Here is a 23,919-nt window from a genome sequence, read left to right as displayed (position 1 = left end):
AGCCGCTCCCGGTCAGCAGCGGCTATCGCTATCGACAAGCGAGTCCTCAAATCTGTTCGATGGGGTCGACGTCCGAGGCCCGACTAGCCTCTCTTCGAAAGCAGCCGCGCGACCGCAGGCGCAAAATAAGTGAGAATACCGTCGCAGCCGGCCCGCTTGAAGGCGAGCAGGGTTTCGAGCATCACCCGTTCTTCGTCGATCCAGCCATTGGCGCCCGCCGCCTTGATCATCGAATATTCGCCGGACACCTGGTAGGCGAAGGTGGGCAGGCCGAAGGCCTCCTTCATACGCCAGCAGATGTCGATATAGGGCAGGCCGGGCTTGACCATCAGCATGTCGGCGCCTTCCTCGACATCGAGGGCTGCGTCGCGGATCGCCTCGGTGCCGTTGGCCGGGTCGATGTAATAGGTCTTCTTGTCGCCCTTCAGCAGCCCGCCGGTCGAGATCGCCTCGCGATAGGGGCCGTAAAAGGCGGAGGAAAACTTCGTGGCATAGCTCATGATGCCGACGCCCTGGTGGCCGGCGGCGTCGAGCGCGCGGCGGATGGCGCCGATGCGCCCGTCCATCATTTCCGATGGCGCGATGATATCGGCGCCGGCATCGGCCTGCATGACGGCGGCTTTGGCCACCTGCTCCACAGTCTCGTCGTTGACGATCTCGCCTTCGCGCAGGATGCCGTCATGGCCATGGCTGGTGAAGGGATCGAGCGCCACGTCGGTGATGATGCCGATATTAGGAACGGCGTTCTTGATGGCCGCCGTTGCGAGATTGATCAGGTTGTTGCGGACAAGGCTGTTCGAGCCGGTCTCGTCGCGCAGGTGCATTTCAATGTTGGGAAAGGTCGCGATCGCCGGCACCCCGAGGTCGGCTGCTTCCTTGGCCGCTTCCACCGCCTTGTCGACCGTCATGCGGTTGACACCAGGCATGGCGTCGACCGGCTCGACAATGCCATCGCCGGGGATCAGGAAGATCGGCCAGATCAGATCGTCGACTGTCAGTCGGTTTTCCTGCACCAGCCGGCGGGTCCAGTCCGCCTTGCGGTTGCGCCGCATGCGGCGATGCCCGGTTATGTCGTCAACGAGATGCGTCTTGTCCTGCATCGCCCGTCGTCCTTCTTGCATATCTGTCTATGTTGTTTGTTTGTGCGTTCTGCCCACCTGGGCGGTTGGCGGACTGCTTATCATGTCGTAAGTGTAATGCGAAACCGGACGAAAGGCCGCATTTATTATCGGTCTGGCCCGTCCGTTGGCCCGCACCTATTGTTCGCGTATGGAACCTGATTCTTCGACCCTGCCCAAACAAACACTCACGGACATTCTGTTCGTCGTCTTCCTGCGCCTGATCGCGATCGTCTGCTTCTGGTTCGGTCTGCAATACTGGTCTATGCTCGTCGGCTACTCGCTGGCGGGACATGCGCGCTTTGATCTGCTCGATCTTCCATGGAAAGTCGCGGGCGTCGGCCTTGCGGTCGTATTCCCGGTTGCTGCGCTTGGATTGTGGCTGACGGTCTCCTGGGGACCTGTCATCTGGATCGTTGCCGCCGGCGGCCAGATCCTGATGTACGGCCTCTGGCCAGCGATCTTCGGCTATAATCCGCTGATCATGATCCTACACGGGGGTGTCGCCATTCTCTATTGCGCCTTCCGTATCGCGCTATGGCTTGAAAAGCGCCGCCAGCGGCAACGGGTAATGGTTGATTTACCCTGAGACAACGAAGGGTTTCCGGTAAGACGCTGTTAAGCCTGCGGTTTAAGTAGAATTTTATGTGTATTCGATAGGGTCTGTCTCAAGGCGGGAAGAAAACCAACACCGCCAAACAAAACAGTGAGGCAGTCATCATGAACACGAAAATCAAGCCGCAGGCCGTTGCAAATCCGCGTGACCAGAAGGTCGAAGAAATCCGTGATCTCTACATGGAGTCCCTCCATCTTGTCGAGCGCCTTCACCGCCGTCTTCTCGACGTCATCAAGGACGAGTTCGACCGTCAGGGCCGCAGCGACGTCAACGCCGTCCAGGCACTCCTTCTCTTCAATATCGGCAACTCCGAGCTGACTGCAGGCGAGCTTCGCTCGCGCGGCTACTATCTCGGCTCGAACGTCTCCTACAACGTCAAGAAGCTGGTCGACCTCGGCTTCATCAACCATCAGCGCTCGCGCATCGACCGCCGCTCGGTCCGCATCAGCCTGACGGAGACGGGCCAGGATATCGCCGAAACCGTGGGCCGCCTCTACGAGCGCCACATCGCCTCGATCGACAAGGTCGGCGGCATCGGCACCGACGAATTCACCCAGATGAACAAGCTCCTGCAGCGCCTCGACCGCTTCTGGAACGACCAAATCCTCTACCGCCTGTAATCTCCGCCTAGGCCGGCCTTCCCTCCGGCCCACCGGACCTCCTGCATGGCACAAAAGAGCGCAACGGGGCGAGAGAAGACGCCGCGTTGCGCTTTGTTGCGTGTTCGAGACGTGCCTTATCGACGCACTTCTATCCGCGTACCCGTCCGACGCCGCGCCGCGTCGCTGCATACGGCAGCGCGAATAAATACAGCCCGCTGAACAGCAACAGGAAGAGCGGGGGCAAGGGCGAGTAGACCACCCAGGAAGGTGGCTGCCCCAGTGCCATCGCAACGAAGTTGGCGATCACCGTCAGCGTAAAAATGATCGACAGCCAGCGGTGGGCCTGCCGAAGATATTTGTTCCAGTTCAATGGTATCTCCTGTTGAGAACAAGCTGAGTACTGGCTGCCTATCGTGGATCTGTCCGACCGGTGAACGCCGGCCTTACCACCGCGCCAGCTGGGTGATTTGAACGAGGTTGCCGCAGGTGTCGTTCAACTGGGCGATGGTCGAGCCGGTTACCTCGGTGGGTGGCATTTTGAACTCGCCGCCGCGCGTCTTGATGCGCTCGTAGTCGCCCTTGATGTCGTCTGTGAAGAGCATGAGTGCGGGCTGGCCCTGCTGGAACATGGCTTGCTGATAGGCCTTTGCCGCCGGATTGTCGTTGAGCGCGAGTTGCAGTTCGGTTCCATCGGGCTCGTCGGCCGAGGCAACCGTCAGCCAGCGAAACGGCCCATTGCTGAAATCGGCCTTCTTGGTGAAGCCCAGCACGTCGGTGTAAAAGCGCAGTGCCTTTTCCTGGTCGTCGACATATAGGGTGGTCAGCTTGATTTTCATTGGTATTTCCTCCGTTTGACACCTTTCCGGTGCGTCCGTTCTTTTAAAATGTTCGTCATCGAGTGGCGCCAGGCAGACCTCAATCTATCCGTGCCAGAACTTTCTCGAGAGCTCCGAAGAAGCCCTGCCATCCGTGATGCGCGCCGTTGTAGGCCTGCTTCTGGCCCGGCCTGAAGCCTGACTGTTCCATGCGCAGATGGGTCCCCGTGCTCGTCGGCGTGAGGGTCAGGGTCACGACGCTCCTCAGGTCGTAGGCAGCATCGTCGTGCACGTAATTCCAGGTGTAGGAGAGCTTCTTGTTCTGCTCGAGGGTCAGGACCTCGCAGTCCAGAACGCCGCCCCAGTCTCCTCGAAGATTGAAACGGTGACCTACCTCAGGCTTGAAGTCGTTCTTCATAAGCCATTCCTCGATCAGGTGCGGTTGCGTCAGCGCGCGCCAGATCTTTTCCGGCGGGTGAGGGATGTTGCGCTCGACGACGACGGTGCGTGTCTCGGCCGATGCTTCGTTCATTGGTCCATCCTTTGGAGCAGGTCTTCGAGATCGTCGAAGCGGTTTTCCCAGAACCCGGCCATCTGGCTCGTCCAGTCGACCAGCGGGGCAAGCGCTGCGACCTTGGCGCTATAGTGCGTCTGGCGGCCCTCGTGGCGGTCGAGTACAAGGCCGGCGCGCTTCAGGAGGCCTAGATGTTTCGAGACGACCGGCTGCGAGACGCCGGCGTGAGCCGTCAGCGCCCCGACCGTCTTTTCTCCTTCACGGCACAGCCGCTCGAAAATCGCCCTGCGAGTCGGATCGGCAAGGGTCCTGAAGAGCACGTCATGAGCGTCAGACACTAATTCATACCTCGTTGGCTATGAATTAACGTATAGCCAGACAGCTATGAATGAGTCAAGCGGCGATATCAGGCCGGGCTAGAACTGCCATTTGGGATTCCGCATCTCTAGGCTGTGCGGTTTTTGCCACGCTCCACCGCAACTTTGCGGATTGCGCCAACCGGCGTCATTTGAGCGATTGACGCTCCGATGCCTTGCGCTATTAACCCCGCCAATACCGTGGTTTTTCTGCAATCCACAGAGCTATCGGCCTCCTGACCCCGCGTGAAGGCAAGTTTCATGCCGCGGAACACGAATTGGCCATAATGGTGTGAGAGCGGAAAGACACGGCAACCAGCGCTTTCATGATCACTATCTATCATGCCCTGCGTTCTGGGCTCGCAATATTGTGATGTCCGGACGCGAAGTTTCTATGGTGTGCAGGGGCAACCGATTGGTAGGGACTGCGTTAGGTGCATGAGTTGAAACTCATTTCGCTCTCGGCTGCGGACGGCAAAATTCCCTGCAGCTTTTAACGGTGGGACATGTCGAAGAAAAACGAAACTGGATCTTTCTCGCGCCGCTCTTTCCTGCGGTCGGCGGCAACCTTTGGTGCGGCAGCCTTGGCAGCCCCCGCCCTTGCGCAGCAATCGGCGCTAGATGAGCTGATCAATGCGCGCTCTCGCGGCAACTGGGACGACCAGTTCGATGCAGGCGCCGCCTCGCGTACCGCGATCCCGGTGCTGTCCAACACTCCGATCCTCAGCCCGAATTCGGTTCCGAACATCCAGCAGGCGATTGCCCAGTATCAGAGCATTGTTGCCAATGGCGGCTGGCCGCAGGTTAACCCGGCCGGTCAGCAGAAATTGCAGCTCGGCGTGACCGATCCAGCCGTCCAGGCTCTGCGCCAGCATCTGGCGATCGTCGGCGACCTGCCGCGCGGCGCTGGCATGTCGTCTTCCTTCGATTCCTACGTCGACGGTGCCGTCAAGCGCTTCCAGGCCCGTCACGGCCTGCCGCCGGATGGCGTGCTCGGCGAATACACGATCAAGGCGCTCAACGTGCCGGCTGACGTTCGCCTGCAGCAGCTGAACACCAACCTCATCCGCCTGCAGACCTTTCCGGCCGATCTCGGCCGCCGTCACGTCATGGTCAACATCCCGGCGACCTATGTCGAAGCGGTTCAGGATGGTCAGGTGGCGCTACGCCACGAGGCGATCGTCGGCCGCATCAGCCGCCCGACGCACATCATCAATTCGAAGATCTACGAGGTCATGCTCAATCCTTACTGGACGGCGCCTCGCTCGATCATCGAGAAGGATATCGTTCCGCTGATGCGCAAGGACCCGACCTACCTCACGAAGAACAACATCCGCCTTTTCGATCCCAAGGGCACGGAAATTGCGCCGGAGACGATCGACTGGAATGCCGACAAGGCGCCGAACCTGATGTTCCGTCAGGACCCGGGCAAGAACAACGCCATGGCCTCCACGAAGATCAACTTCCACAATCCGAACAACGAATACATGCACGACACGCCGGAGCAGGGCCTGTTCAACAAGCTGATGCGTTTCGACTCATCGGGCTGCGTGCGCGTACAGAACGTCCGCGACCTTGCCGTCTGGCTGCTGTCGGAAAACCCGGAATGGCCGCGCCAGCGTATCGAGAGCGTCATCGCCAGCCGCGTCAACACGCCGATCGAGTTGCCGGAAGAAGTGCCGGTGTATTTCGCCTATATCTCCGCCTGGGCCATGCAGAACAATGTCGTGCAGTTCCGTGACGACATCTATCAGCTCGATGGCAACGCCCAACTCGCGCTCGACACGACGCAGGGCATGGAGCAGCCGGTTCAGTAAGCGGCATTTGCCTGTAGCCCTCTCTTGCGGGAGAGGCCTAGGGCGAAAGACTTTCGTGATTGAAAAGGGGCGCAAGCCCCTTTTTTCTTGGGCTGCCGCCGCTCTATTTTGCCGCAAGGCCCAATAGCCGATTGATCCAGCCGGCAACAGTGGCTGATCCGTGTGCATCGAATGGCCGGATCCCGAAATCCGGCCATTCGATGCACGTGGCGTTCAGCCCCTTGCCAGCAATTGGCGCTTTTCCTGCTCGAATTCATCCTCCGTCAGCACGCCCTCGTCGTGGAGCTGCTTGAGCTTAGCGATTTCCTCGCCCCTTGAGGCGGAACTGACCGTGAGCCGTTCGTTGGTATTCCCCATGACCGCTAGGATCAGGATTGCCAGCAATCCCAGGAAAAAGCCGAGAACCGCCCAAAGGCCGCTGCCGCGTCCACGGCTTCTGGCCATGTTTGAGCAGATGGCCGCGCAGATGCAGCCAATGATGATCCAGAGAATAAAATACATTTCTTACGACCCCCATTTTTGTGAGCGCTACCTGTCTTCGAACCGGGCATGGTCCAAATTCACAGGGTAAGAATGGCAAAGGTGAAGCATAAAACGTTACACCAAATGCCAAGAGGACCGAAATCCCGGGGCGGCGGAATATCGGGAAATATTTTTGGAAATTTAGGGAATGAAATCGCAAGATTTGATCGAGAGGTCATCTCATAATGGGAAATACAGAGACGAAATTGTCCAGCAGCAGAGGCGATTACTGCAAATATATAGCTTGAAATATAGATAGAAGTATCGCGAGCTGTTGCGGACTTGCAGGCAAGTTTTGCGCCTCTGCCCCCGACGGCAGAACCGACTGATGCACCCGATTGCAAAAGTCCGCCAGCGATGCGCATTGGAGAAGACCTGCGAGTAAACCGTCATTTCTTCTAGCTCTGGCTGTAATGATCTGTCAATCCGTGGATGCTGTTTTAGTTATCTCTATTGTTCTGAAATTCCCGGATTTTGCTGGAACATGCCACCAGCATGCCGCCACGGGCTTCGGCATCCTCTCCTTCATTTCGTCTCACCGTAGTTTGCCCAGCAAATGTCGCTGATCGTATTGCTCTTGGAATGGCGGAACGCTAATACCTTCGCCATTCCCGTTCAGGAGCCTTCACCATGACAAACGCTTCCACCGAACTCTTCTTCAATCGCTCGCTTGCCGAAACCGATCCGGAAATCTTTGGCGCGATCGGCAAGGAGCTGGGTCGCCAGCGGCATGAAATCGAGCTGATCGCCTCGGAAAACATCGTTTCCCGCGCCGTTCTCGAAGCGCAGGGCTCCATCATGACGAACAAATATGCCGAGGGTTACCCCGGCAAGCGCTACTATGGTGGCTGCCAGTTCGTCGATATTGCTGAAGAACTCGCGATCGAACGCGCCAAGAAGCTGTTCGGCGTCAATTTCGCCAACGTCCAGCCGAACTCCGGCAGCCAAATGAACCAGGCAGTGTTCCTGGCGCTGCTGCAGCCGGGCGACACCTTCATGGGCCTCGACCTCAACTCGGGCGGCCACCTGACGCATGGTTCGCCGGTCAACATGTCCGGCAAGTGGTTCAACGTCGTTTCTTACGGCGTTCGCGAAGGCGACAACCTGCTCGACATGGACGAAGTCGCCCGCAAGGCCGAGGAAACCAAGCCGAAGCTCATCATCGCCGGCGGCACGGCCTATTCCCGCATCTGGGACTGGAAGCGCTTCCGCGAAATCGCCGACAGCGTTGGCGCCTATCTGATGGTCGACATGGCCCACATCGCCGGTCTCGTTGCCGGCGGCCAGCATCCGTCGCCATTCCCGCATTGCCATGTTGCCACCACGACCACGCACAAGTCGCTCCGCGGCCCGCGCGGCGGCGTCATTCTGACCAATGACGAAGAACTGGCAAAGAAGCTGAACTCGGCCGTCTTCCCCGGCCTGCAGGGCGGCCCGCTGATGCACATCATCGCCGCCAAGGCCGTTGCCTTCGGTGAGGCGCTGCAGCCCGAGTTCAAGGACTATGCCGCGCAGATCGTCAAGAACGCCAAGGCGCTGGCCGAAACGCTGATCGCGGGCGGCCTCGACGTCGTATCTGGCGGCACGGACAACCACCTGATGCTGGTCGACCTGCGCAAGAAGAACGCAACGGGCAAGCGCGCTGAAGCCGCCCTCGGCCGCGCCTACATCACCTGCAACAAGAACGGCATTCCCTTCGATCCGGAAAAGCCTTTCGTCACCTCGGGCGTGCGCCTTGGCGCGCCGGCCGGCACGACGCGCGGCTTCAAGGAAGCCGAGTTCCGGCAAATCGGCAATCTCATCATCGAGGTTCTGGATGGCCTGAAGGCTGCCAATTCCGACGAGGGCAATGCGGCCGTCGAGGCTGCGGTGCGCGGAAAGGTCGTCGATCTCACCGGTCGCTTCCCGATGTACGACTACATGGGCTAAGCCAGCTCATGCGTTGTCCCTATTGCGGCTCGGAAGACACCCAGGTCAAGGATTCGCGCCCGGCGGAGGATAATACCTCCATCCGCCGGCGGCGCATCTGCCCGGATTGTGGCGGCCGCTTCACGACCTTCGAGCGCGTGCAGCTGCGCGAGCTCATGGTCATCAAGAAGACCGGTCGCAAGGTTCCCTTCGATCGCGACAAGCTCGTTCGCTCCTTCGAGGTGGCGTTGCGCAAGCGCCCGATCGAGCGGGAACGCATCGAGCGCGCCGTATCCGGCATCGTCCGCCGCCTCGAAAGCTCCGGCGAGACGGAAATCAGCTCCGAGCAGATCGGCCTGCAGGTGCTCGAAGCCATGAAGAGCCTGGATGACGTCGGCTTCGTGCGTTATGCCTCGGTCTATCGTGATTTTACGCATGCCGAGGATTTCGAGAAGCTTATTTCCGAGATCAATGCCAAGATAGCGCGTGATCCATTGGACCATTGAGCCATGACAACAGCGGCGGACGACGAACGGTTCATGGCGGAGGCGATCGAGATATCGCGCCGCCATCTCGGCCAGACCGGTACTAATCCATCCGTCGGCTGCGTGATCGTCAAGGACGGCGCCGTCGTGGGGCGCGCGGTTACCGCGATCGGCGGCCGTCCGCATGCCGAACCCCAAGCCTTGGCCGAAGCTGGCGCACGCGCTGAAGGCGCCACCGCCTATGTCACTCTGGAACCCTGCTCGCATTACGGCAAGACACCACCCTGTGCCAACGCGCTTATCGCGGCAAAGGTCGGGCGTGTCGCCATCAGCGTCACCGATCCCGATGAGCGGGTGTCTGGACGGGGCATTCAGATGTTGCGGGACGCTGGCATTACGGTCGATACCGGAATTCTGGAAAAGGAGGGCCGCCGCTCACTTGCCGGCTATCTTATGCGCCAGACGAGCAAGCGGCCCTATGTGACTCTGAAGATTGCCGTTTCCGCTGACGGAATGATCGGCCGACAGGGCGCGGGGCAGATAAGGATAACCGGCGATTCCGCCCGCGCCGCAGTCCAAACCCTGCGCGCCGAGAGCGACGCGATCCTTGTCGGGATAGGAACCGCTATTGCCGATGATCCGGAGTTGACTGTGAGGATACCCGGCGACGAACATCGCTCGCCAATCCGGATCGTCCTCGATCCGTGGCTTGATTTGCCCGTCACCGGCAAGCTCGCGCGGACCGCCAGGCAAGTGCCTGTGATCTCCGTTGCCAATGAGGAAGTATCCCCCGAAGAGGGCGGCGACGAGGATCTTAGTCCCTCCGACAGGAAAAAGGCGGCAGGCAGCGATGTGCGCCGCGCCGCTCTTGAGGCCGCAGGCGTCGAAATCCTCTATTGCCGCCCGTATCACCCGGATCAACTGCTGCCGGGGCTGGCGTCGCGCGGCATTTCCTCGCTTCTGGTAGAGGGTGGAGCCAGAACGGCGCGCATTTTCCTTGAGGCTGGCCTGGTCGACCGAATCCTGTTGTTCCAGGGGCCGGACATGATCGGCGAGGGCGGTATTGAATCGCCGCTCAAGGCAACCGATATGCCTTCCGGTTTTACACATGTCGCCACGCGCCAGTTCGGCGAGGATCGCAGCGATGAATTTGAAAGAGAGCTTTGATGTTTACCGGCATTGTCACCGATATCGGCACGATTGAGACTGTTTCGGAGTTGAAGGAGGGCATCAAGCTGCGGGTTGCGACGAATTACGATCCCGCGACCATCGACATGGGCGCGTCCATCTCCCATTCCGGCATCTGCCTGACCGTGACCGGCCTGCCGGAAGAGGGCAGCAACGGTCGCTGGTTCGAGGTGGAAGCCTGGGAAGAGGCGCTGCGCCTGACGACTGTTGGCGCCTGGAAGTCCGGCAGCCATATCAATCTGGAACGCTCGCTGAAGATCGGCGACGAACTCGGCGGCCATATCGTCTCCGGCCATGTCGACGGCAAGGCGGAAATCCTGTCGGTAACAGCGGAGGGTGACGCCACCCGCTTCCGCCTGCGGGCCCCCGAACACCTTGCCCGTTTCGTCGCGCCCAAGGGCTCGATCGCGCTCGACGGCACATCGCTGACGGTCAACGCCGTCGAGGGCACGGATTTCGACGTGCTTCTCATCCGCCATACGCTCGAAGTCACCACCTGGGGCGAACGGAAGGCCGGCGACTTCGTCAATTTCGAGGTCGACACCATGGCGCGCTATGCCGCGCGGCTTGCCGAATTCCCGGCGTCGAAAGCCATCTGATCCATCTCGTCGAGCTTTGGGATCCATGCAACAGGGCGGAGATCATCTCCGCCCTCTTGCATTTGCAGGTCATGAGTTCGATCACACGCAATTGTGATTAATGGATTCTTGTCTGTAAATCTCATAAATTTTAGGGCTTAAGATGATAATTTCAATCATATTTTAGCGGCATTGAAATCCTGACTGTCAAGAATCTCTTAAATTATTGCTGTTGCAGGGTTTTTTGCTGCGCGTTATGTCGCGGGCCTCGATTTAGCCCCAATTCGAACCTGCAGGAAGAGACCTCCCATGGCCGTCGACCAAACCCTTGTAACTTCTGTTGAAAGCCCGAAATCCCGATATGACAGGGTGACGATCACCCTTCACTGGCTGTCCGCGCTTCTCGTCATCGCGCTTTTCGTCGCCGCCTATCTCTGGAACAACGAGTTTGCGAGAGGCTCGCCGCCGCGCAAGTTCCTGCAGGCGCTGCACATCTCCCTCGGTATTCTTTTCACGGTGGTCTTCATCGCGCGGCTCTACTGGCGCAACACGAGCGGCCGCAAGCTGGCGTCGACCGAACAAGGCCTGATGCGCGTCCTCTCCAAGGGCATGCATCATCTGCTATACCTCCTGCTGACCGCGCAGATCGTGCTTGGCTATCTCCTGCGCTGGGCGCAGGGCGAACCTTTCATGTTCTTCGGCGTGTTTTCCATTCCGAGCCTCTTTGGTCCCAGCAAGCCGCTCGCTGAATGGTTCGAATGGCTGCACAACTACGCTGCTTGGACAATCATTATCCTTGCTCTTGGTCACGCCGTTGCGGCTCTGACCCACCACTACCTGCTGAAGGATGACGTCCTGAAGCGCATGCTGCCGATCAGCTGATCAATCGGGCGCCGGGCCTGTTTGTGTCCGGCGCTCCATCGGGAATCTTGATCAGAAATCAGCTCAACTGCTCGGTTATGAGCCCGAAGAAGCAAGATCCGAAATAAAAAATCTTTAACGGCACCATCCAGAAGATAATAGAAATCAAGTGTCGCCAAAAATTAAAATCGAAAGCGATCAGCGGATATATTGAAAAATGCGTGAATTGAATATAAAAAAAGTTTATGCTCACACATGTCGAACTAAAATTACTAGTTAGGCGAAGTAAATCTAATCCGGAAGAGTGGGATCTTTTCGCGGGAAGGTGTGACGTTTCTTATCGATGCCTATATAGGGCTAACCTTTTTTATTTACTGGCTAGTAGAGCAATATACATAAAAAGATTTGATTTCTTTGTTCAGAGTGAAGGAGGATTGCTGAAGGTAGGTCAATGTGCGGTTTTGGTAGGTTCAAGCGTTCGCACGTTCTCTGACCAAATTCAGTTGTTGCCCGATTATAACTATCTCTGGAAAGATGCATTGCTCGGGGTGCTCGAAAATATTGGCCCCGGAGAATATATCTACGGATCCGAGTGGTCTACCGAGATCGCAAGAGATCAGGATTTGGCATGTATAGACGGTTTAAAGATCAAGAATGTTCGCCCCGTCTATCTGGAAGTTGTCGAATTCGAGACCTGGCCCGATTGGAGCAGCTATTGGAAGTCCATCAGTTCAAACGCGCGGCGTAACTTCAACAAAATAAACAACACGCAAGAAGCGGAAAGACTTAAAATATACGAAGCCATAAATGGCCTTAAGTATACGCTCGCGTTGTTCCGATTAAAAAACGCAACGTTTCTCAGGAAGAAGATCGGGAATATAATTCCGTTGACTCTGCTGCGGCATGTCTTGCGATATGCAGTCCTGAGGAAACATATCCGGTCGGTCGTTTGTCGGAAAGACGAGACCGTCCTAGGGTTTGCTACCTGCGTCGACGTGGGAAGGCATATCTTCTATCTTGAAGGAGGCGCAGAGCACGCGGTCGCCGGTGTGGGCTGGTACACGCTTCTCAGCGCCATCCGCTGCGCCTTCGATCGAACGGGCGGAAGAGGTGCTTTCGTCATGGGGCCGGTTGACGACGAGACGCTGACGCAGCCGGAGTGGTCGGGCTTGGCAAGATCGCGCCTCTCATGCCGCGCGACAAGAAGACGTCAGGCGACGATCAATTTCCAATGGGGCTAACTTTGCCGGCAGGTGGCGGATGGGTTCAATTTTTGGCGGCGGTCCATCGACAATTCTGAAGTATGTCAGGCAGAAAAGTCTGCGCCTGATCTACGCGAACGTGAAGGAACGCATACTGTTCGATGCCGTCAATGGAATAGACACGATCACACAGGTACAGAAAGGCGCTTTTTCAAGCAGAATCAATAATTTGGCGCATGGTGTCCATTATTCGAGTTCCTGGACCAGCGAAATAGTCTTCGGTTTCGAGATATGCCGAAACAAGCTCGGCCCGGACTTTGAGAAATACGCTTTCATCGATATCGGATGCGGCCGCGGGAAGGTGGCGATCAAATGGAAGCAAATGCTTCGAAAGCGCCGCCTTGAGCAAAACGTCTATGGAATGGATTATTATGATTATCTGATTGAGCAGGCGAAATATAACTATCGAAAAGTCATTGGAAAGGACGGCGCTTTCTTTTGCGCCGACGCCACCGAATTCGACTACAGCATATTGGGTGGGCACGTTATCGTCTATCTCTATCACCCTTTTGACGAGACTATATTGCGCCCGGTTTTGGCTAAGCTTCAGAACCAATCGGTCATCGCCATCTATAACAATCCGGTCCATGAGGACGTATTGTTGAGCGCCGGATATAAGCTGGTCGCCGAAAAACGTGGTTTTCACCCCCAGGCACAGACCGTTGTGCTGGAGAGAAATCCCAAGAACCCGCAATAGCTTCCTCGTGCGCACATGACCACAGGCTCGTCCGCAACCGCCCCCACGGACCTGTTTCGCTGTCCCAACGCTCTGCAGTTATCGATCGATTGGATCAGGCGACGGAGTTTTCCGCTGAACGCTCAAACAGAATGGTTGGCTTGCCGGAATAAGTGGTCAAGGCGATTTGCCGGAAGCCGAGCTTTTCCGCCAGGCGCAGGGAAGGGGCGTTTTCCGGCGCGATGATGCAGGTCATGCGGCGGTCGGGGAGTTTGGCCTCGGCCCAGCCTATCATGGCTTGAAGAGCTTCCGTGGCATAGCCGCGTCCATGGACCGAGGGTGAAAATGCCCAGCCGGCTTCGAGTGTCCCCTCGATGGACGGCACTATATCCCGAAGCACTTCATGGAAGCCGGCCTCGCCGACGAACCGACCGCTGCTCTTTTCCTCGATGGCCAGGAAGCCGAAGCCCAGATGGTGCCAGAGCCCGGCATAGCGGATCATTCGCGCCCAACTCTGCTCGCGGGTCGAGGGCGTTCCGCCGATGTGACGCACGACATCAGCATCCGCCCACAGGGCGCTGCAGGCGTCGAAATCGTCGAGGCGATGCGGGCGAAGGATCAGGCGTTCCGTTTCAATGGTCGGCATATCAGGCATAAAGGGCGTCTTTCAAAAACGAATAGGGAAGAATGCTTGTCGGGCTCCCGGCACTATGCGCCGGGCTCGCCGTCCCAATAGTCGACGGCCGTATCGTCGCGGCCGACAAAGCTGAAGCGGACAGGCCTTTCGCGCGTGGCATAGGTCTTGGCCATGAATTTTCCGGAATCCGGATATTCGACGATCTCCGCCTTCGCCTTGGTCGACATGGCGAGATAGACGAGGGGAGCCGATCCGGTATTGATCAGCTGATGCGCCGTGTCCGGCCCGCCGGCAGGGGCTGCCAGCACGTCGCCTTTCTTTACGGCGATCCGGTCCGCGCCGATCCGGTATTCACCTTCGCCGCTGATGATGAAGAACATCTCCTCCTCGACATGGTGGTTGTGGAAGGGACAGCCGGACTTGCCTGGCGGCACTTCGTTATAGCTGATGCCGAGATCCTTCAGTCCGAGCAAAGCACCGAAGGAGGCATCGCGGCCTTCAAAGAAGTCGCCTTGCGTCCAATGTTCGAGCTTGAGCTCTCCGACGTTGATAACGGGACGTGGGTCTTCGCTCATTTCATACCCTCCAATTCGGCGCCAATTGTTATAGAACCGATCCCCATCGGGGAAGGCGCGATTTCTGCGGTCCTGATCCCCAAATCCCCGTGAAAGGCCGAAAAACACTTGCCAAGCGCGGTGCGGCGTGGTTTGACCGCCGCTTGTTCGGCGTTTCGCCCTCCCACATCTGCAGGTGATGTATGTCCAGCTCTTCTGATGCGCATATTCTGATCGTCGAAGCACGTTTTTACGACGACATGGCTGACGCTCTTCTCGATGGCGCAAAGGCGGCCCTCGACGAAGCCGGCGCAACCTATGATGTCGTGACCGTTCCCGGCGCGCTGGAAATTCCGGCTGCGATTGCCATGGCGCTGGATGGTGCCGACAACGGCGGAACGGAGTATGATGGCTATGTCGCGCTCGGCATGGTCATCCGCGGAGAGACCTATCATTTCGATATCGTCTCCAATGAATCGTCGCGGGCGCTGATGGATCTTGCCGTCAGCGAGTCGCTGGCAATCGGCAACGGCATCCTGACGGTCGAGAACGACGACCAGGCCTGGGTGCGCGCTCGCCGTTCGGAAAAGGACAAGGGCGGTTTTGCCGCCCGTGCGGCGCTCACCATGATCGCCCTGAAGAAGAAGTTGGGTGCATAAGATATGAGCAATCAGGATGCCGAGCGACCTGCAAAGACGGCCAACCAGCGAGGCGCGGCGCGCCTTGCGGCCGTGCAGGCGCTCTATCAGATGGATATCGGCGGTTCCGGTGTGCTCGAAGTGGTCGCCGAATATGAAGCGCATCGCCTGGGCCAGGAGCTGGACGGCGAGACCTATCTGAAGGCAGACCCATCCTGGTTCCGCTCCATCGTGTCGGGTGTCGTCCGTGACCAGAAGAAGCTCGATCCGTTGATCGGCTCCGCCCTGCAGGACGATTGGGCTCTTTCCCGCCTCGACAGCACCGTCCGCGCCATCCTGCGTGCCGGCACTTTCGAACTCCTGGATCGCAAGGACGTGCCCGTTCCTGTCATCGTGACGGAATATGTCGAGATCGCTCACGCCTTCTTCGAGGAAGACGAACCTAAGCTCGTCAACGCCGTTCTCGACCGGATTGCCAAGCAGGTTCGCGGCGAAGTCAAGAAGTAGGCTGATTTGTCGCGGGCCGAATGCGCCAGCGAGCCCAACGCCGACTTCGGCCGCTCGGTTGTCGGCGATCGGGCCTTCTCGTAAAAATACGTGCAATACCAGCCTTTTGCACCTTTGCACTACTTGCGAATATTCTTTCAAAGAAGGGTCGTATTTTCCGGCCCGTCGCTCTTGACGCGCCGTTGTCGCAAAAGCAATCTCGCCATGCGCCATGTTTGCCATCCTTGGAGGGGGAGGCACGCATTGCCGACTGCCACGGAGGTCTGTCGGACTTCCGGCTTTTTGGGGAGAGGAAAAAGCAACATGAGCATTCTTATAGGCGTAATAGTATGCGGATTGCTATCTGTGGTATATGCCATATGGGCAACCCAATCGGTGCTTGCTGCCGATCAGGGCAACGCACGCATGCAGGAAATCGCCGGCTATATTCGTGAGGGGGCTCAGGCCTACCTGACGCGCCAGTATAGAACCATTGCTGTTGTCGGCGTCGTCGTCTTTATCGCCACATGGCTCCTTTTGTCGGGTGCAGCTGCCATCGGTTTCCTGATCGGCGCCGTCCTTTCGGGTGCCGCAGGCTTCATAGGCATGCATGTTTCCGTCCGTGCCAATGTCCGCACTGCACAGGCAGCGTCCCACAGCCTGGCAGCCGGCCTCGAGATCGCCTTCAAATCGGGCGCCATAACCGGGATGCTTGTCGCGGGCCTCGCCCTGCTTGGCGTCTCGATCTACTATTTCATCCTGACGAAGATACTCGGCCTGCCGGATGGCTCGCGTGAAGTCGTCGATGCGCTGGTGGCGCTCGGCTTCGGCGCGTCCCTCATCTCGATCTTCGCCCGTCTCGGCGGCGGCATCTTCACCAAGGGCGCTGACGTCGGCGGTGACCTCGTCGGCAAGGTGGAGGCCGGCATTCCGGAAGACGATCCGCGCAATCCCGCGACGATCGCCGACAATGTCGGCGATAATGTCGGCGACTGCGCCGGCATGGCGGCCGACCTCTTCGAAACCTATGCGGTGTCTGTTGTCGCCACCATGGTGCTGGCCTCGATCTTCTTTGCGGGCACGCCCGTTCTCAGCGCCGCCATGACCTATCCTCTGGCCATTTGCGGCGCCTGCATCATCACTTCGATCATCGGCACCTTCTTCGTCAAGCTCGGTACCGACGGATCGATCATGGGTGCGCTCTACAAGGGCTTGATCGCAACCGGCGTCCTGTCGATCATCGGCTTTGCCGCCGCGACGTCACTGACGGTCGGCTGGGGTTCGCTCGGCACCGTCGCCAATTTTGAGATTACCGGCTTGCGTCTCTTCGTCTGCGGTCTCGTCGGCCTGATCGTAACCGCCCTGATCGTTGTCATCACCGAATATTATACCGGCACGGGCAAGCGCCCGGTCGTCTCGATCGCCCAGGCTTCGGTCACAGGCCACGGCACCAACGTCATCCAGGGCCTGGCTGTCTCGCTGGAATCTACCGCACTCCCGGCGCTCGTCATCGTCGGCGGCATCCTCGCCACCTATCAGCTGGGCGGCCTGTTCGGTACCGGCATTGCCGTTACTGCCATGCTCGGTCTCGCCGGCATGATCGTCGCCCTCGATGCCTTCGGCCCGGTCACCGACAATGCCGGCGGTATCGCCGAAATGTCGCATCTGCCGCCGGAGGTTCGCAAGTCGACCGACGCGCTCGATGCAGTCGGCAACACCACCAAGGCCGTAACCAAGGGCTACGCCATCGGCTCTGCCGGCCTCGGCGCGCTTGTCCTGTTCGCTGCCTATTCCAACGACCTCCAGTATTTTGCGGCCCATGGCGACCAGTACCCGTACTTCGCCAATATCGGGGCGATCAATTTCGATCTCTCCAACCCCTACGTGGTCGCCGGTCTGCTGTTCGGCGGTCTCATTCCCTACCTTTTCGGCGGCATCGCCATGACGGCGGTAGGTCGTGCGGCGGGAGCGATCGTTGAGGAGGTTCGCCGTCAGTTCAAGGAGAAGCCGGGAATCATGCAGGGTACGGAGCGCCCGGACTACGGCCGTGCCGTCGACCTTCTGACGAAGGCGGCAATCAGGGAAATGATCATCCCGTCCTTGTTGCCCGTTTTGGCACCGCTCGTCGTTTATTTCGGCGTGCTGATCATTTCCGGCTCCAAGGCATCCGCTTTCGCGGCTCTCGGCGCCTCGCTGCTCGGCGTCATCATCAACGGCCTGTTCGTCGCGATCTCGATGACCTCGGGCGGCGGTGCCTGGGACAATGCCAAGAAGAGCTTCGAAGACGGCTTCGTCGACAAGCTCGGCGTCCGTCACATGAAGGGCTCGGAGGCGCACAAGGCGTCGGTGACCGGCGATACCGTCGGCGATCCCTACAAGGATACGGCAGGTCCGGCCGTCAATCCGGCGATCAAGATCACCAATATCGTCGCGCTGTTGCTGCTGGCCGTTCTCGCCTGATTTCAGCAGTGAAGCGAACCGCATGAAAAACCCGCGAAGCGAGAGCTTCGCGGGTTTTTCGTTCCGTCGCCCGATGGCTTATTGGCCGGGATTGAGGTTGTTGAGGAAGTTCTTCGCAGCGCCGGCACCGGTGCCGCTGCCCTGCAGAATCTGCTGCAGGAAGGTAAGATCCTTGCCGCCCGTCGGCGTTACGCTCTTGATGTTGTCGAAGACCTTGCCGTCCTTGAGCGAGTAGTCGGCTCGCTGCGAGACGTTGCCGTCCTTGTCGAAATAAATCGCAAGGATGTGCTGGTCGACGACCTGCTGTTTCATGAAGGCAGCGCGGCGCACGCGCTTCTGGGAAATGTAATAGAAGACTTCGTTATCGAAGGTCGCTGTTGTCGACGGCGTGCCCAGCGACAGGAGGACCTGCTCGCGGCTGGAACCGACCGGGACGAGATTGAGCGACTGCTGATCGAAAATGTAGCCGCCGTTGATGACCTCACTGGTCTGGCAGCTGGAAAGGCTTACGGTCGCGATCACAAGGGCGATGGCGGCGTTGCTGATGAAAGTTCTGTCAGACTTGAAATCCCGTCTCTTCAACGACATCTCCCCTAATGTAATCAATCCTCTGGCCAAAACGGCCCGACCTTGCTGTGCACATCATTGTGGCCTTTCCGCGATAAACGGAAAACCATGGCGATGTTTGTCCGGCACTCTTCATGACCGATCGTTGCAGGTGCGTGACGACAGGTTGGGGGGCGGGTCCTCGAAGCGGGCACAAACGGCATTGCAATTCGCGCCTGCTTCGGTAAACCAGCTTTCTGATGGATGCAACAAGGCCTTACGCCGCTCAGCGCTCAGAATGAGCCTATTCTGGGAATTTTCATGATCTTCGGGCTCTTTGGCAAAAAAAACCACAATCACATCATCGTCGAACGGCAATATGCGGCTTTGACCGCGATTGCGCGGACGCCGGTTTTCTACGAGCGTTTGGCTGTGCCGGATACGGTCATGGGCCGCTTCGAAATGCTGTCCGTTGTCATGATCCTGTTCTTTCGCCGGACGCGCTCGTCCGAAACGAGCGGGCAGGAGATCGCCCAGGAGATCGTCGATGCCTTTTTCCAGGATATCGATTATTCGATCCGCGAACTGGGGATCGGCGACAACAGCGTGCCCAAGCGCATGAAGAAGCTTGCCGGAATGTTCTACGGGCGGTTGGAATCCTACGCGGCGGCGATGGACGGCAATGATTGCGCGGCCTTGGCATCCGCGCTTCGACGCAATATCTATCCGCAGCAAGACGAGAGCGCTCCTGCGATGGATGATCTTGCGGAATGGATGATGGTTGCCGAACGCCATTTGACGGCTGTTTCGGAGACCGAGATAGCGACCGGCTCTGCGACGTTGCCGCTGCCGGCGTAGGATGAAGACGATGACGAAGACAAAGCGAGATCCGGAGAACCCCTTTTCCTATCCGGTGAAGGTTGGCCATATCTCCGCCAATCCGGTAGACGTGCATATCGAGGCGGACAAGTCCGAACTGGAGGATCTTGCCAAGCTCTGGGACGTGCTGTCCGTAGAGAGTCTCGCCGCCGACCTGAAGATCTCTCGCTGGAAGCGCGACGGCATCCGCGTCAAGGGCAACGTGCGGGCAAAGCTCGTTCAGGCCTGTGTCGTGACGCTCGACCCGGTTCCTTCCGAGATCTCCGAGGACCTGGAGCAGATCTTCGTTCCGGAAGGCTCCAAACTTGCGCGCGCTCCGTCGGGAGAGGCGGGCGAGATGATTCTCGATCCCGATGGTCCTGACCTGCCGGAGAGCTTCAGCGGCGACACGATCGATGTCGGTGCTGTCGTCACCGAATTCGCAGCACTCGCCATCGATCCCTATCCGCGCAAGCCCGGAATCGAATTCGATGGCCATATCGAAGACTCCGGCGAGGCCGACCGGAAACCTTCCCCCTTTGCCGCGTTGAAAGACTGGAAAAAGGACTAGCCTGCATCGCATTCGACATAAATTAGTTGTAAGCGAAGGCAGAAACGGTATTTTGGCGCCAATTTCGCTGGAAGTGGCGAAAAGCAAGGATCAGGGACGCGTGATCAGAATTTCTCTCGACCTCATGGGCGGCGACTTTGGTCCGGAAGTTGTCATCCCCGGCGCAGCCAAGGCGCTGGAAAGGCATCCCGATATAACCTTTCTACTGTACGGCCTGAAGGAGCAATGCGAACCGCTCCTCCATAAATATCCGAAGCTCAAGGGAAAATCGGTCTTTCACGATTGCGAGGTCGCGGTCGCCATGGACGAGAAGCCGAGCCAGGCGTTGCGCCGCGGCCGCTACGTCTCCAGCATGTGGCGCTCGATCGAGGCTGTGAAAAAGAATGAGGCCGATGTCGTCGTCTCGGCGGGCAACACCGGCGCGCTGATGGCCATGGCGAAATTCTGTCTGCGCACCATGGCCAATGTCGAGCGTCCGGCAATTGCCGCAATCTGGCCGACCCTCAGGGGCGAAAGCATCGTTCTCGACGTCGGAGCGACGATCGGAGCCGATTCGCAGCAGCTTCTCGATTTCGCGCTGATGGGCGGCGCCATGGCGCGCGCGCTCTTTGAGATCGAGCGTCCGACCGTCGGCCTCCTGAATGTCGGCGTGGAAGAGATCAAGGGGCAGGAAGAGGTCAAGGATGCCGGCCGCCTGATCCGCGAGGCTAATCTCGAATCGCTGGATTACGCCGGCTTTGTCGAGGGCGACGATATCGGCAAGGGCACGGTCGACGTCGTCGTGACGGAAGGTTTCTCCGGCAATATCGCGTTGAAGACGGCGGAAGGCACGGCAAAGCAGATCGCCGGCTATCTAAGGGCCGCTATGTCGCGCACGCTGCTTGCCAGGATCGGCTATGTGTTCGCTAAGGGTGCGTTCGACCTCCTGCGTGAAAAGCTCGATCCGAGCAAGGTCAATGGTGGCGTCTTCCTCGGCCTCAACGGCATCGTCATCAAGAGCCATGGCGGCGCAAATGCCGAGGGCTTTGCCGCGGCCATCGATGTCGGTTACGACATGGCTAAGAATGGCCTTACTCAGAAAATAGAAAACGATCTTAAAAGATATCATGCCAAGCGGCAGCCACCCATCGGGCCGGAAGCAGCATGAGGGCGAGGTAAAATCAGCATGATCCGTTCAGTTGTTCGCGGGTTTGGGGCGGCTCTTCCAGAGCGTGTCGTCACCAATCGCGATATGGAGAAGATTGTCGAAACGTCCGACGAATGGATCGTCCAGCGTACCGGTATCCGCCAGCGCTATATTGCCGGCGAAGGCGAGACGACCGCTTCCCTCGGCGAGCAGGCGGCCCGCGCGGCACTCGACAATGCAGGCCTGACCGCTGCCGATATCGACCTGATCATCTGCGCCACTTCGACGCCTGATAACACCTTCCCGGCAACGGCCGTCAACATTCAGAACCGCCTTGGCATGCATCACGGCTTTGCTTTCGACATGCAGGCCGTCTGCAGCGGCTTCGTCTACGCCGTGACCACCGCCGACAGCTATATCCGCGGCGGATTGGCAAAGCGCGTGCTGATCATCGGCGCGGAGACCTTCTCGCGCATCCTCGACTGGACGGACCGCACGACCTGCGTTCTCTTCGGCGATGGCGCCGGCGCCCTCATTCTTGAGGCCGCTGAAGGCGAGGGGACTTCTCAAGACCGCGGTGTGCTGACGGCCAGCTTGCGCTCCGACGGCGCCCACAAGGACAAGCTCTATGTCGACGGTGGCCCGTCGTCGACCGGCACGGTCGGCCAGCTGCGCATGGAGGGCCGCGAGGTCTTCAAATATGCGGTCGGCATGATCACTGACGTCATCCAGGCGGCATTCGACACCACAGGCACGACGGCCGATGACCTCGACTGGCTGGTCCCGCACCAGGCCAATCGCCGCATCATCGAAGGCTCCGCAAAGAAGCTTGGAATTGCTCCCGAGAAGGTTGTGATTACGGTCGATCTTCACGGCAATACGTCGGCTGCGTCCATCCCTTTGGCCATCGCTGCGGCAGCCGGCGACGGTCGCATCAAGAAGGGCGACCTCGTGATGTTGGAGGCCATGGGCGGCGGCTTTACCTGGGGTGCGGTTCTGCTGCGCTGGTAGCGCGCCCAATACCTAAAATCTGATTCCGAACAAGAGCTTGACCGCTTGGCGCAAGGGCAATAGTCTCGTGCGGCTTACACAAAATTCGATTGCAAAACGGGCGGGGAACCATGACTGGTAAGACAGTGACGCGGGCGGACTTGGCGGAGTCGGTGTTCCGGAAAGTCGGCCTGTCCCGGACAGAATCGGCAGAGCTTGTCGAAACGGTTATCGACGAGATCTGCAATGCCATCGTCCGTGGCGAAACGGTTAAGCTCTCCTCTTTCGCGACATTTCAGGTGCGCGACAAGAATGAACGCATCGGTCGCAATCCGAAGACCGGCGAAGAGGTCCCTATCTCGCCCCGCCGCGTCATGACCTTCAAGGCTTCCAACGTCTTGAAGACGCGGATTTTGAAGTCGCATGCGAGCCGCAAGATAAAGGCACGGCCGCAAAACCCTGCCTCCTGAGCAGCGTCCGCTTACCATCATTCTACATATCCAGGTCTGCCGAAATGGGATCCTTTCTTTGCCTTTCCGGTGGGGTATCGGTCGTTTCGCTGTGAAACAATTCAAGATGTGACTTGAATTTCTTCCTGCAAACCGTTGAAATATGATGAGTCGTTCTAGGGAGCGCCTTCATGTTTGATGCTGCGTTGGGAGTATGACGATGGACAAGAGCCCCGATGCCTTTCGCACGATCAGCGAAGTTGCGGATGATCTTGATCTGCCGCAGCACGTCCTGCGGTTCTGGGAGACGCGCTTCCTGCAGATCAGGCCGATGAAGCGCGGCGGCGGACGGCGCTATTACCGTCCGGAAGATGTCGATCTTCTCAAAGGCATCCGCCATCTCCTCTACGATCATGGCTATACGATCAAGGGCGTGCAGAAGCTCCTGAAGACGAACGGCAACAAGTTCGTCATTGCCGTTGGCCACGGCGACCTGGCAAGCGTCGAGGCGCTTTCGACAGCCCAGGAGCCGGCGCCGGCAGAGCCGCGGGTTGGCGGCCCCGAGGACGACCAGATCGTCGGAAGAGCCAAGGCGCCGGTCAGCCGCCGCTTTTTCAATTTCGGCGGCAACGACGACATGCCGGAGGTTTCTCTCGGCAAATCGAGCGTCGGCAAGGAGGACAGGGCCCTGCTGCAGGAAACGCTCTACGATCTTCTCGAATGCAAGCGTCTGCTCGATCAGGTGCGCTGAATTCCGATATCAATCAGGATGTGGTCTTAAGGCTGGCGAGCGCCGCCTTCAGCTGATGAAGCTGGTAGGGCTTGTTCAGCACCTGATGATTGCCGCTTGCCATCCCATCAGGCAGGCTGCCGTAGCCGGTCGCGAAAAGATAAGGTTTGCCCTTCTCGTCGAGCAGCTTGGCGACTGGCAGCGAACTCTTGCCTGCCAGTGACACGTCAAGCACTGCGGCGTCGAATGTGATGCTGCCTGCCAATGCCAGTGCCTCATTCAGATCGGCTGCCTTGCCGGCAACCTCGTAGGACAGCTCGGACAGCATATCCTCCAGCACCATGGCAATCAGCGCATCATCCTCGACGATCAGGATACGTCCGTTCATTCCCATCCTAAAATCCCCCTGATTATTGGGGTAATGTGTACCGATACATCACACTGTCAAGCCATCGATGATGATCGATGGCGCGACGGTCTTGGCGTTCGAATATGCCACTTCCGTGGACGCGCATGGGTGCCTCAAGGAAGACGGCACCAAGGCCTCATTTTCCCG

General features: G+C 58.6%; 30 protein-coding genes. 19 read left to right on the top strand and 11 right to left on the bottom strand.

The window, feature by feature from the left end:
• Positions 1–83: 83 nt before the first annotated feature.
• Positions 84–1,100, bottom strand: coding sequence for a porphobilinogen synthase (gene hemB / locus EV561_RS01875; protein ID WP_132517036.1), 1,017 nt, complete (start codon positions 1,098–1,100; stop codon positions 84–86).
• 169 nt (positions 1,101–1,269) lie between these two features.
• Between hemB and EV561_RS01870 the strand changes: the two genes are divergently transcribed.
• Both EV561_RS01870 and EV561_RS01865 read left to right on the top strand, forming a co-directional pair.
• On the top strand, positions 1,270–1,707 hold the full coding sequence (locus EV561_RS01870) for a DUF6163 family protein (RefSeq protein WP_132517034.1): 438 nt from the start codon (positions 1,270–1,272) through the stop codon (positions 1,705–1,707).
• 131 nt (positions 1,708–1,838) lie between these two features.
• Positions 1,839–2,354 (top strand): MarR family winged helix-turn-helix transcriptional regulator, encoded by a 516-nt coding sequence (locus EV561_RS01865; RefSeq protein WP_132517032.1) that lies wholly within the window; start codon positions 1,839–1,841, stop codon positions 2,352–2,354.
• Positions 2,355–2,484: 130 nt separating this feature from the next.
• On the opposite strand, the gene EV561_RS01860 is transcribed toward EV561_RS01865, so the two are convergent.
• From EV561_RS01860 to EV561_RS01845, 4 genes are all read right to left on the bottom strand, one after another.
• Positions 2,485–2,706: a hypothetical protein gene (locus EV561_RS01860; RefSeq protein ID WP_132517030.1), complete on the bottom strand. Its 222-nt coding sequence runs from the start codon at positions 2,704–2,706 to the stop codon at positions 2,485–2,487.
• 73 nt (positions 2,707–2,779) lie between these two features.
• Positions 2,780–3,172, bottom strand: coding sequence for a VOC family protein (locus tag EV561_RS01855; RefSeq protein ID WP_132517028.1), 393 nt, complete (start codon positions 3,170–3,172; stop codon positions 2,780–2,782).
• Positions 3,173–3,251: 79 nt separating this feature from the next.
• Positions 3,252–3,683: an SRPBCC domain-containing protein gene (locus tag EV561_RS01850; RefSeq protein WP_132517026.1), complete on the bottom strand. Its 432-nt coding sequence runs from the start codon at positions 3,681–3,683 to the stop codon at positions 3,252–3,254.
• The gene (locus EV561_RS01845) at positions 3,680–4,003 is read right to left on the bottom strand and encodes a metalloregulator ArsR/SmtB family transcription factor (protein ID WP_132517024.1); all 324 of its coding nucleotides are present in this window, start codon (positions 4,001–4,003) and stop codon (positions 3,680–3,682) included. The genes EV561_RS01850 and EV561_RS01845 overlap by 4 nt, the downstream gene beginning before the upstream one ends.
• 524 nt (positions 4,004–4,527) lie before the next feature.
• Here EV561_RS01845 and EV561_RS01840 point away from each other — a divergent pair.
• Entirely contained in the window at positions 4,528–5,838 is a 1,311-nt protein-coding gene (locus tag EV561_RS01840; RefSeq protein ID WP_132517022.1) for a L,D-transpeptidase family protein, read from the top strand.
• Positions 5,839–6,051: 213 nt separating this feature from the next.
• On the opposite strand, the gene EV561_RS01835 is transcribed toward EV561_RS01840, so the two are convergent.
• Positions 6,052–6,339: an SHOCT domain-containing protein gene (locus EV561_RS01835; RefSeq protein ID WP_132517020.1), complete on the bottom strand. Its 288-nt coding sequence runs from the start codon at positions 6,337–6,339 to the stop codon at positions 6,052–6,054.
• 59 nt (positions 6,340–6,398) lie between these two features.
• Complete coding sequence (locus EV561_RS01830) at positions 6,399–6,725, bottom strand: hypothetical protein (RefSeq protein WP_132517018.1); 327 nt, start codon at positions 6,723–6,725, stop codon at positions 6,399–6,401.
• A gap of 265 nt (positions 6,726–6,990) precedes the next feature.
• Between EV561_RS01830 and glyA the strand changes: the two genes are divergently transcribed.
• The 7 genes from glyA (at position 6,991) to EV561_RS01795 (ending at position 13,339) form a co-directional block, all read left to right on the top strand.
• Positions 6,991–8,289 carry a serine hydroxymethyltransferase gene (gene glyA, locus EV561_RS01825; RefSeq protein WP_132517016.1) on the top strand — a complete coding sequence of 433 codons (1,299 nt, stop codon included), beginning with the start codon at positions 6,991–6,993 and terminating at the stop codon, positions 8,287–8,289.
• An 8-nt stretch (positions 8,290–8,297) separates the two neighbouring features.
• A complete protein-coding gene (gene nrdR / locus EV561_RS01820; RefSeq protein WP_132517014.1) occupies positions 8,298–8,774 on the top strand; it encodes a transcriptional regulator NrdR in 477 nt (158 codons plus the stop codon).
• 3 nt (positions 8,775–8,777) lie between these two features.
• Positions 8,778–9,920 carry a bifunctional diaminohydroxyphosphoribosylaminopyrimidine deaminase/5-amino-6-(5-phosphoribosylamino)uracil reductase RibD gene (ribD, locus tag EV561_RS01815; RefSeq protein WP_132517012.1) on the top strand — a complete coding sequence of 381 codons (1,143 nt, stop codon included), beginning with the start codon at positions 8,778–8,780 and terminating at the stop codon, positions 9,918–9,920.
• Positions 9,920–10,540 (top strand): riboflavin synthase, encoded by a 621-nt coding sequence (locus tag EV561_RS01810; protein ID WP_132517011.1) that lies wholly within the window; start codon positions 9,920–9,922, stop codon positions 10,538–10,540. Before ribD ends, EV561_RS01810 begins: the two co-directional genes overlap by 1 nt.
• A gap of 288 nt (positions 10,541–10,828) precedes the next feature.
• Positions 10,829–11,401, top strand: coding sequence for a cytochrome b (locus EV561_RS01805; protein ID WP_132517009.1), 573 nt, complete (start codon positions 10,829–10,831; stop codon positions 11,399–11,401).
• 413 nt (positions 11,402–11,814) lie between these two features.
• Complete coding sequence (locus EV561_RS01800) at positions 11,815–12,621, top strand: hypothetical protein (RefSeq protein ID WP_132517007.1); 807 nt, start codon at positions 11,815–11,817, stop codon at positions 12,619–12,621.
• A gap of 19 nt (positions 12,622–12,640) precedes the next feature.
• A complete protein-coding gene (locus EV561_RS01795) occupies positions 12,641–13,339 on the top strand; it encodes a class I SAM-dependent methyltransferase (RefSeq protein WP_132517005.1) in 699 nt (232 codons plus the stop codon).
• 94 nt (positions 13,340–13,433) lie between these two features.
• Here the strand turns inward: EV561_RS01795 and EV561_RS01790 are convergent, their stop codons facing one another.
• Together EV561_RS01790 and EV561_RS01785 are read right to left on the bottom strand one after the other, a co-directional pair.
• The gene (locus tag EV561_RS01790) at positions 13,434–13,973 is read right to left on the bottom strand and encodes a GNAT family N-acetyltransferase (RefSeq protein ID WP_132517003.1); all 540 of its coding nucleotides are present in this window, start codon (positions 13,971–13,973) and stop codon (positions 13,434–13,436) included.
• Positions 13,974–14,026: 53 nt separating this feature from the next.
• Positions 14,027–14,530 carry a cupin domain-containing protein gene (locus EV561_RS01785; RefSeq protein ID WP_132517001.1) on the bottom strand — a complete coding sequence of 168 codons (504 nt, stop codon included), beginning with the start codon at positions 14,528–14,530 and terminating at the stop codon, positions 14,027–14,029.
• Positions 14,531–14,712: 182 nt separating this feature from the next.
• Between EV561_RS01785 and EV561_RS01780 the strand changes: the two genes are divergently transcribed.
• The 3 genes from EV561_RS01780 (at position 14,713) to EV561_RS01770 (ending at position 18,093) form a co-directional block, all read left to right on the top strand.
• Entirely contained in the window at positions 14,713–15,168 is a 456-nt protein-coding gene (locus EV561_RS01780; protein WP_132516999.1) for a 6,7-dimethyl-8-ribityllumazine synthase, read from the top strand.
• Positions 15,169–15,171: 3 nt separating this feature from the next.
• Positions 15,172–15,654 carry a transcription antitermination factor NusB gene (gene nusB / locus EV561_RS01775; RefSeq protein ID WP_132516997.1) on the top strand — a complete coding sequence of 161 codons (483 nt, stop codon included), beginning with the start codon at positions 15,172–15,174 and terminating at the stop codon, positions 15,652–15,654.
• A 303-nt stretch (positions 15,655–15,957) separates the two neighbouring features.
• Positions 15,958–18,093 (top strand): sodium-translocating pyrophosphatase, encoded by a 2,136-nt coding sequence (locus tag EV561_RS01770; protein ID WP_132516995.1) that lies wholly within the window; start codon positions 15,958–15,960, stop codon positions 18,091–18,093.
• 78 nt (positions 18,094–18,171) lie between these two features.
• On the opposite strand, the gene EV561_RS01765 is transcribed toward EV561_RS01770, so the two are convergent.
• Positions 18,172–18,681 (bottom strand): outer membrane protein assembly factor BamE, encoded by a 510-nt coding sequence (locus tag EV561_RS01765; RefSeq protein ID WP_132516993.1) that lies wholly within the window; start codon positions 18,679–18,681, stop codon positions 18,172–18,174.
• A gap of 222 nt (positions 18,682–18,903) precedes the next feature.
• Here EV561_RS01765 and EV561_RS01760 point away from each other — a divergent pair, with 222 nt between their 5' ends.
• From EV561_RS01760 to EV561_RS01735, 6 genes are all read left to right on the top strand, one after another.
• A complete protein-coding gene (locus EV561_RS01760; protein WP_188079952.1) occupies positions 18,904–19,497 on the top strand; it encodes a ubiquinol-cytochrome C chaperone family protein in 594 nt (197 codons plus the stop codon).
• Positions 19,498–19,507: 10 nt separating this feature from the next.
• Entirely contained in the window at positions 19,508–20,068 is a 561-nt protein-coding gene (locus EV561_RS01755; protein WP_132516989.1) for a DUF177 domain-containing protein, read from the top strand.
• A 100-nt stretch (positions 20,069–20,168) separates the two neighbouring features.
• Positions 20,169–21,215, top strand: coding sequence for a phosphate acyltransferase PlsX (gene plsX / locus EV561_RS01750; RefSeq protein WP_132516987.1), 1,047 nt, complete (start codon positions 20,169–20,171; stop codon positions 21,213–21,215).
• 18 nt (positions 21,216–21,233) lie between these two features.
• The gene (locus tag EV561_RS01745; protein ID WP_132516985.1) at positions 21,234–22,205 is read left to right on the top strand and encodes a beta-ketoacyl-ACP synthase III; all 972 of its coding nucleotides are present in this window, start codon (positions 21,234–21,236) and stop codon (positions 22,203–22,205) included.
• A gap of 110 nt (positions 22,206–22,315) precedes the next feature.
• Positions 22,316–22,654: an integration host factor subunit alpha gene (locus EV561_RS01740; protein ID WP_132516983.1), complete on the top strand. Its 339-nt coding sequence runs from the start codon at positions 22,316–22,318 to the stop codon at positions 22,652–22,654.
• 193 nt (positions 22,655–22,847) lie between these two features.
• Positions 22,848–23,384: a MerR family transcriptional regulator gene (locus tag EV561_RS01735; RefSeq protein ID WP_132516981.1), complete on the top strand. Its 537-nt coding sequence runs from the start codon at positions 22,848–22,850 to the stop codon at positions 23,382–23,384.
• 13 nt (positions 23,385–23,397) lie between these two features.
• Here the strand turns inward: EV561_RS01735 and EV561_RS01730 are convergent, their stop codons facing one another.
• Positions 23,398–23,751 carry a response regulator gene (locus EV561_RS01730; RefSeq protein WP_132516979.1) on the bottom strand — a complete coding sequence of 118 codons (354 nt, stop codon included), beginning with the start codon at positions 23,749–23,751 and terminating at the stop codon, positions 23,398–23,400.
• Positions 23,752–23,919: the final 168 nt, after the last annotated feature.

It is taken from the genome of Rhizobium sp. BK376, from assembly GCF_004341625.1.
Taxonomy (GTDB): Bacteria; Pseudomonadota; Alphaproteobacteria; order Rhizobiales; family Rhizobiaceae; genus Rhizobium.
Note: the sequence above shows the minus strand (reverse complement) of the source record. Positions and strands in the feature narration are given on the sequence as shown.

What these genes read in the sequence shown, in the direction of transcription:
- EV561_RS01835 (WP_132517020.1), bottom strand. Translation starts at nt 6,339, where the DNA reads ATGTATTTTATTCTCTGGATCATCATTGGCTGCATCTGCGCGGCCATC.
- EV561_RS01840 (WP_132517022.1), top strand. Translation starts at nt 4,528, where the DNA reads ATGTCGAAGAAAAACGAAACTGGATCTTTCTCGCGCCGCTCTTTCCTG.
- EV561_RS01855 (WP_132517028.1), bottom strand. Translation starts at nt 3,172, where the DNA reads ATGAAAATCAAGCTGACCACCCTATATGTCGACGACCAGGAAAAGGCA.
- EV561_RS01865 (WP_132517032.1), top strand. Translation starts at nt 1,839, where the DNA reads ATGAACACGAAAATCAAGCCGCAGGCCGTTGCAAATCCGCGTGACCAG.
- EV561_RS01830 (WP_132517018.1), bottom strand. Translation starts at nt 6,725, where the DNA reads ATGCGCATCGCTGGCGGACTTTTGCAATCGGGTGCATCAGTCGGTTCT.
- EV561_RS01735 (WP_132516981.1), top strand. Translation starts at nt 22,848, where the DNA reads ATGACGATGGACAAGAGCCCCGATGCCTTTCGCACGATCAGCGAAGTT.
- nusB (WP_132516997.1), top strand. Translation starts at nt 15,172, where the DNA reads ATGAGCAATCAGGATGCCGAGCGACCTGCAAAGACGGCCAACCAGCGA.
- EV561_RS01795 (WP_132517005.1), top strand. Translation starts at nt 12,641, where the DNA reads ATGGGTTCAATTTTTGGCGGCGGTCCATCGACAATTCTGAAGTATGTC.
- EV561_RS01765 (WP_132516993.1), bottom strand. Translation starts at nt 18,681, where the DNA reads ATGTCGTTGAAGAGACGGGATTTCAAGTCTGACAGAACTTTCATCAGC.
- hemB (WP_132517036.1), bottom strand. Translation starts at nt 1,100, where the DNA reads ATGCAGGACAAGACGCATCTCGTTGACGACATAACCGGGCATCGCCGC.
- EV561_RS01810 (WP_132517011.1), top strand. Translation starts at nt 9,920, where the DNA reads ATGTTTACCGGCATTGTCACCGATATCGGCACGATTGAGACTGTTTCG.
- EV561_RS01760 (WP_188079952.1), top strand. Translation starts at nt 18,904, where the DNA reads ATGCAACAAGGCCTTACGCCGCTCAGCGCTCAGAATGAGCCTATTCTG.
- EV561_RS01790 (WP_132517003.1), bottom strand. Translation starts at nt 13,973, where the DNA reads ATGCCTGATATGCCGACCATTGAAACGGAACGCCTGATCCTTCGCCCG.
- ribD (WP_132517012.1), top strand. Translation starts at nt 8,778, where the DNA reads ATGACAACAGCGGCGGACGACGAACGGTTCATGGCGGAGGCGATCGAG.
- nrdR (WP_132517014.1), top strand. Translation starts at nt 8,298, where the DNA reads ATGCGTTGTCCCTATTGCGGCTCGGAAGACACCCAGGTCAAGGATTCG.
- glyA (WP_132517016.1), top strand. Translation starts at nt 6,991, where the DNA reads ATGACAAACGCTTCCACCGAACTCTTCTTCAATCGCTCGCTTGCCGAA.
- EV561_RS01870 (WP_132517034.1), top strand. Translation starts at nt 1,270, where the DNA reads ATGGAACCTGATTCTTCGACCCTGCCCAAACAAACACTCACGGACATT.
- EV561_RS01770 (WP_132516995.1), top strand. Translation starts at nt 15,958, where the DNA reads ATGAGCATTCTTATAGGCGTAATAGTATGCGGATTGCTATCTGTGGTA.
- EV561_RS01730 (WP_132516979.1), bottom strand. Translation starts at nt 23,751, where the DNA reads ATGAACGGACGTATCCTGATCGTCGAGGATGATGCGCTGATTGCCATG.
- EV561_RS01740 (WP_132516983.1), top strand. Translation starts at nt 22,316, where the DNA reads ATGACTGGTAAGACAGTGACGCGGGCGGACTTGGCGGAGTCGGTGTTC.
- EV561_RS01785 (WP_132517001.1), bottom strand. Translation starts at nt 14,530, where the DNA reads ATGAGCGAAGACCCACGTCCCGTTATCAACGTCGGAGAGCTCAAGCTC.
- EV561_RS01805 (WP_132517009.1), top strand. Translation starts at nt 10,829, where the DNA reads ATGGCCGTCGACCAAACCCTTGTAACTTCTGTTGAAAGCCCGAAATCC.
- EV561_RS01780 (WP_132516999.1), top strand. Translation starts at nt 14,713, where the DNA reads ATGTCCAGCTCTTCTGATGCGCATATTCTGATCGTCGAAGCACGTTTT.
- EV561_RS01850 (WP_132517026.1), bottom strand. Translation starts at nt 3,683, where the DNA reads ATGAACGAAGCATCGGCCGAGACACGCACCGTCGTCGTCGAGCGCAAC.
- EV561_RS01745 (WP_132516985.1), top strand. Translation starts at nt 21,234, where the DNA reads ATGATCCGTTCAGTTGTTCGCGGGTTTGGGGCGGCTCTTCCAGAGCGT.
- EV561_RS01755 (WP_132516989.1), top strand. Translation starts at nt 19,508, where the DNA reads ATGACGAAGACAAAGCGAGATCCGGAGAACCCCTTTTCCTATCCGGTG.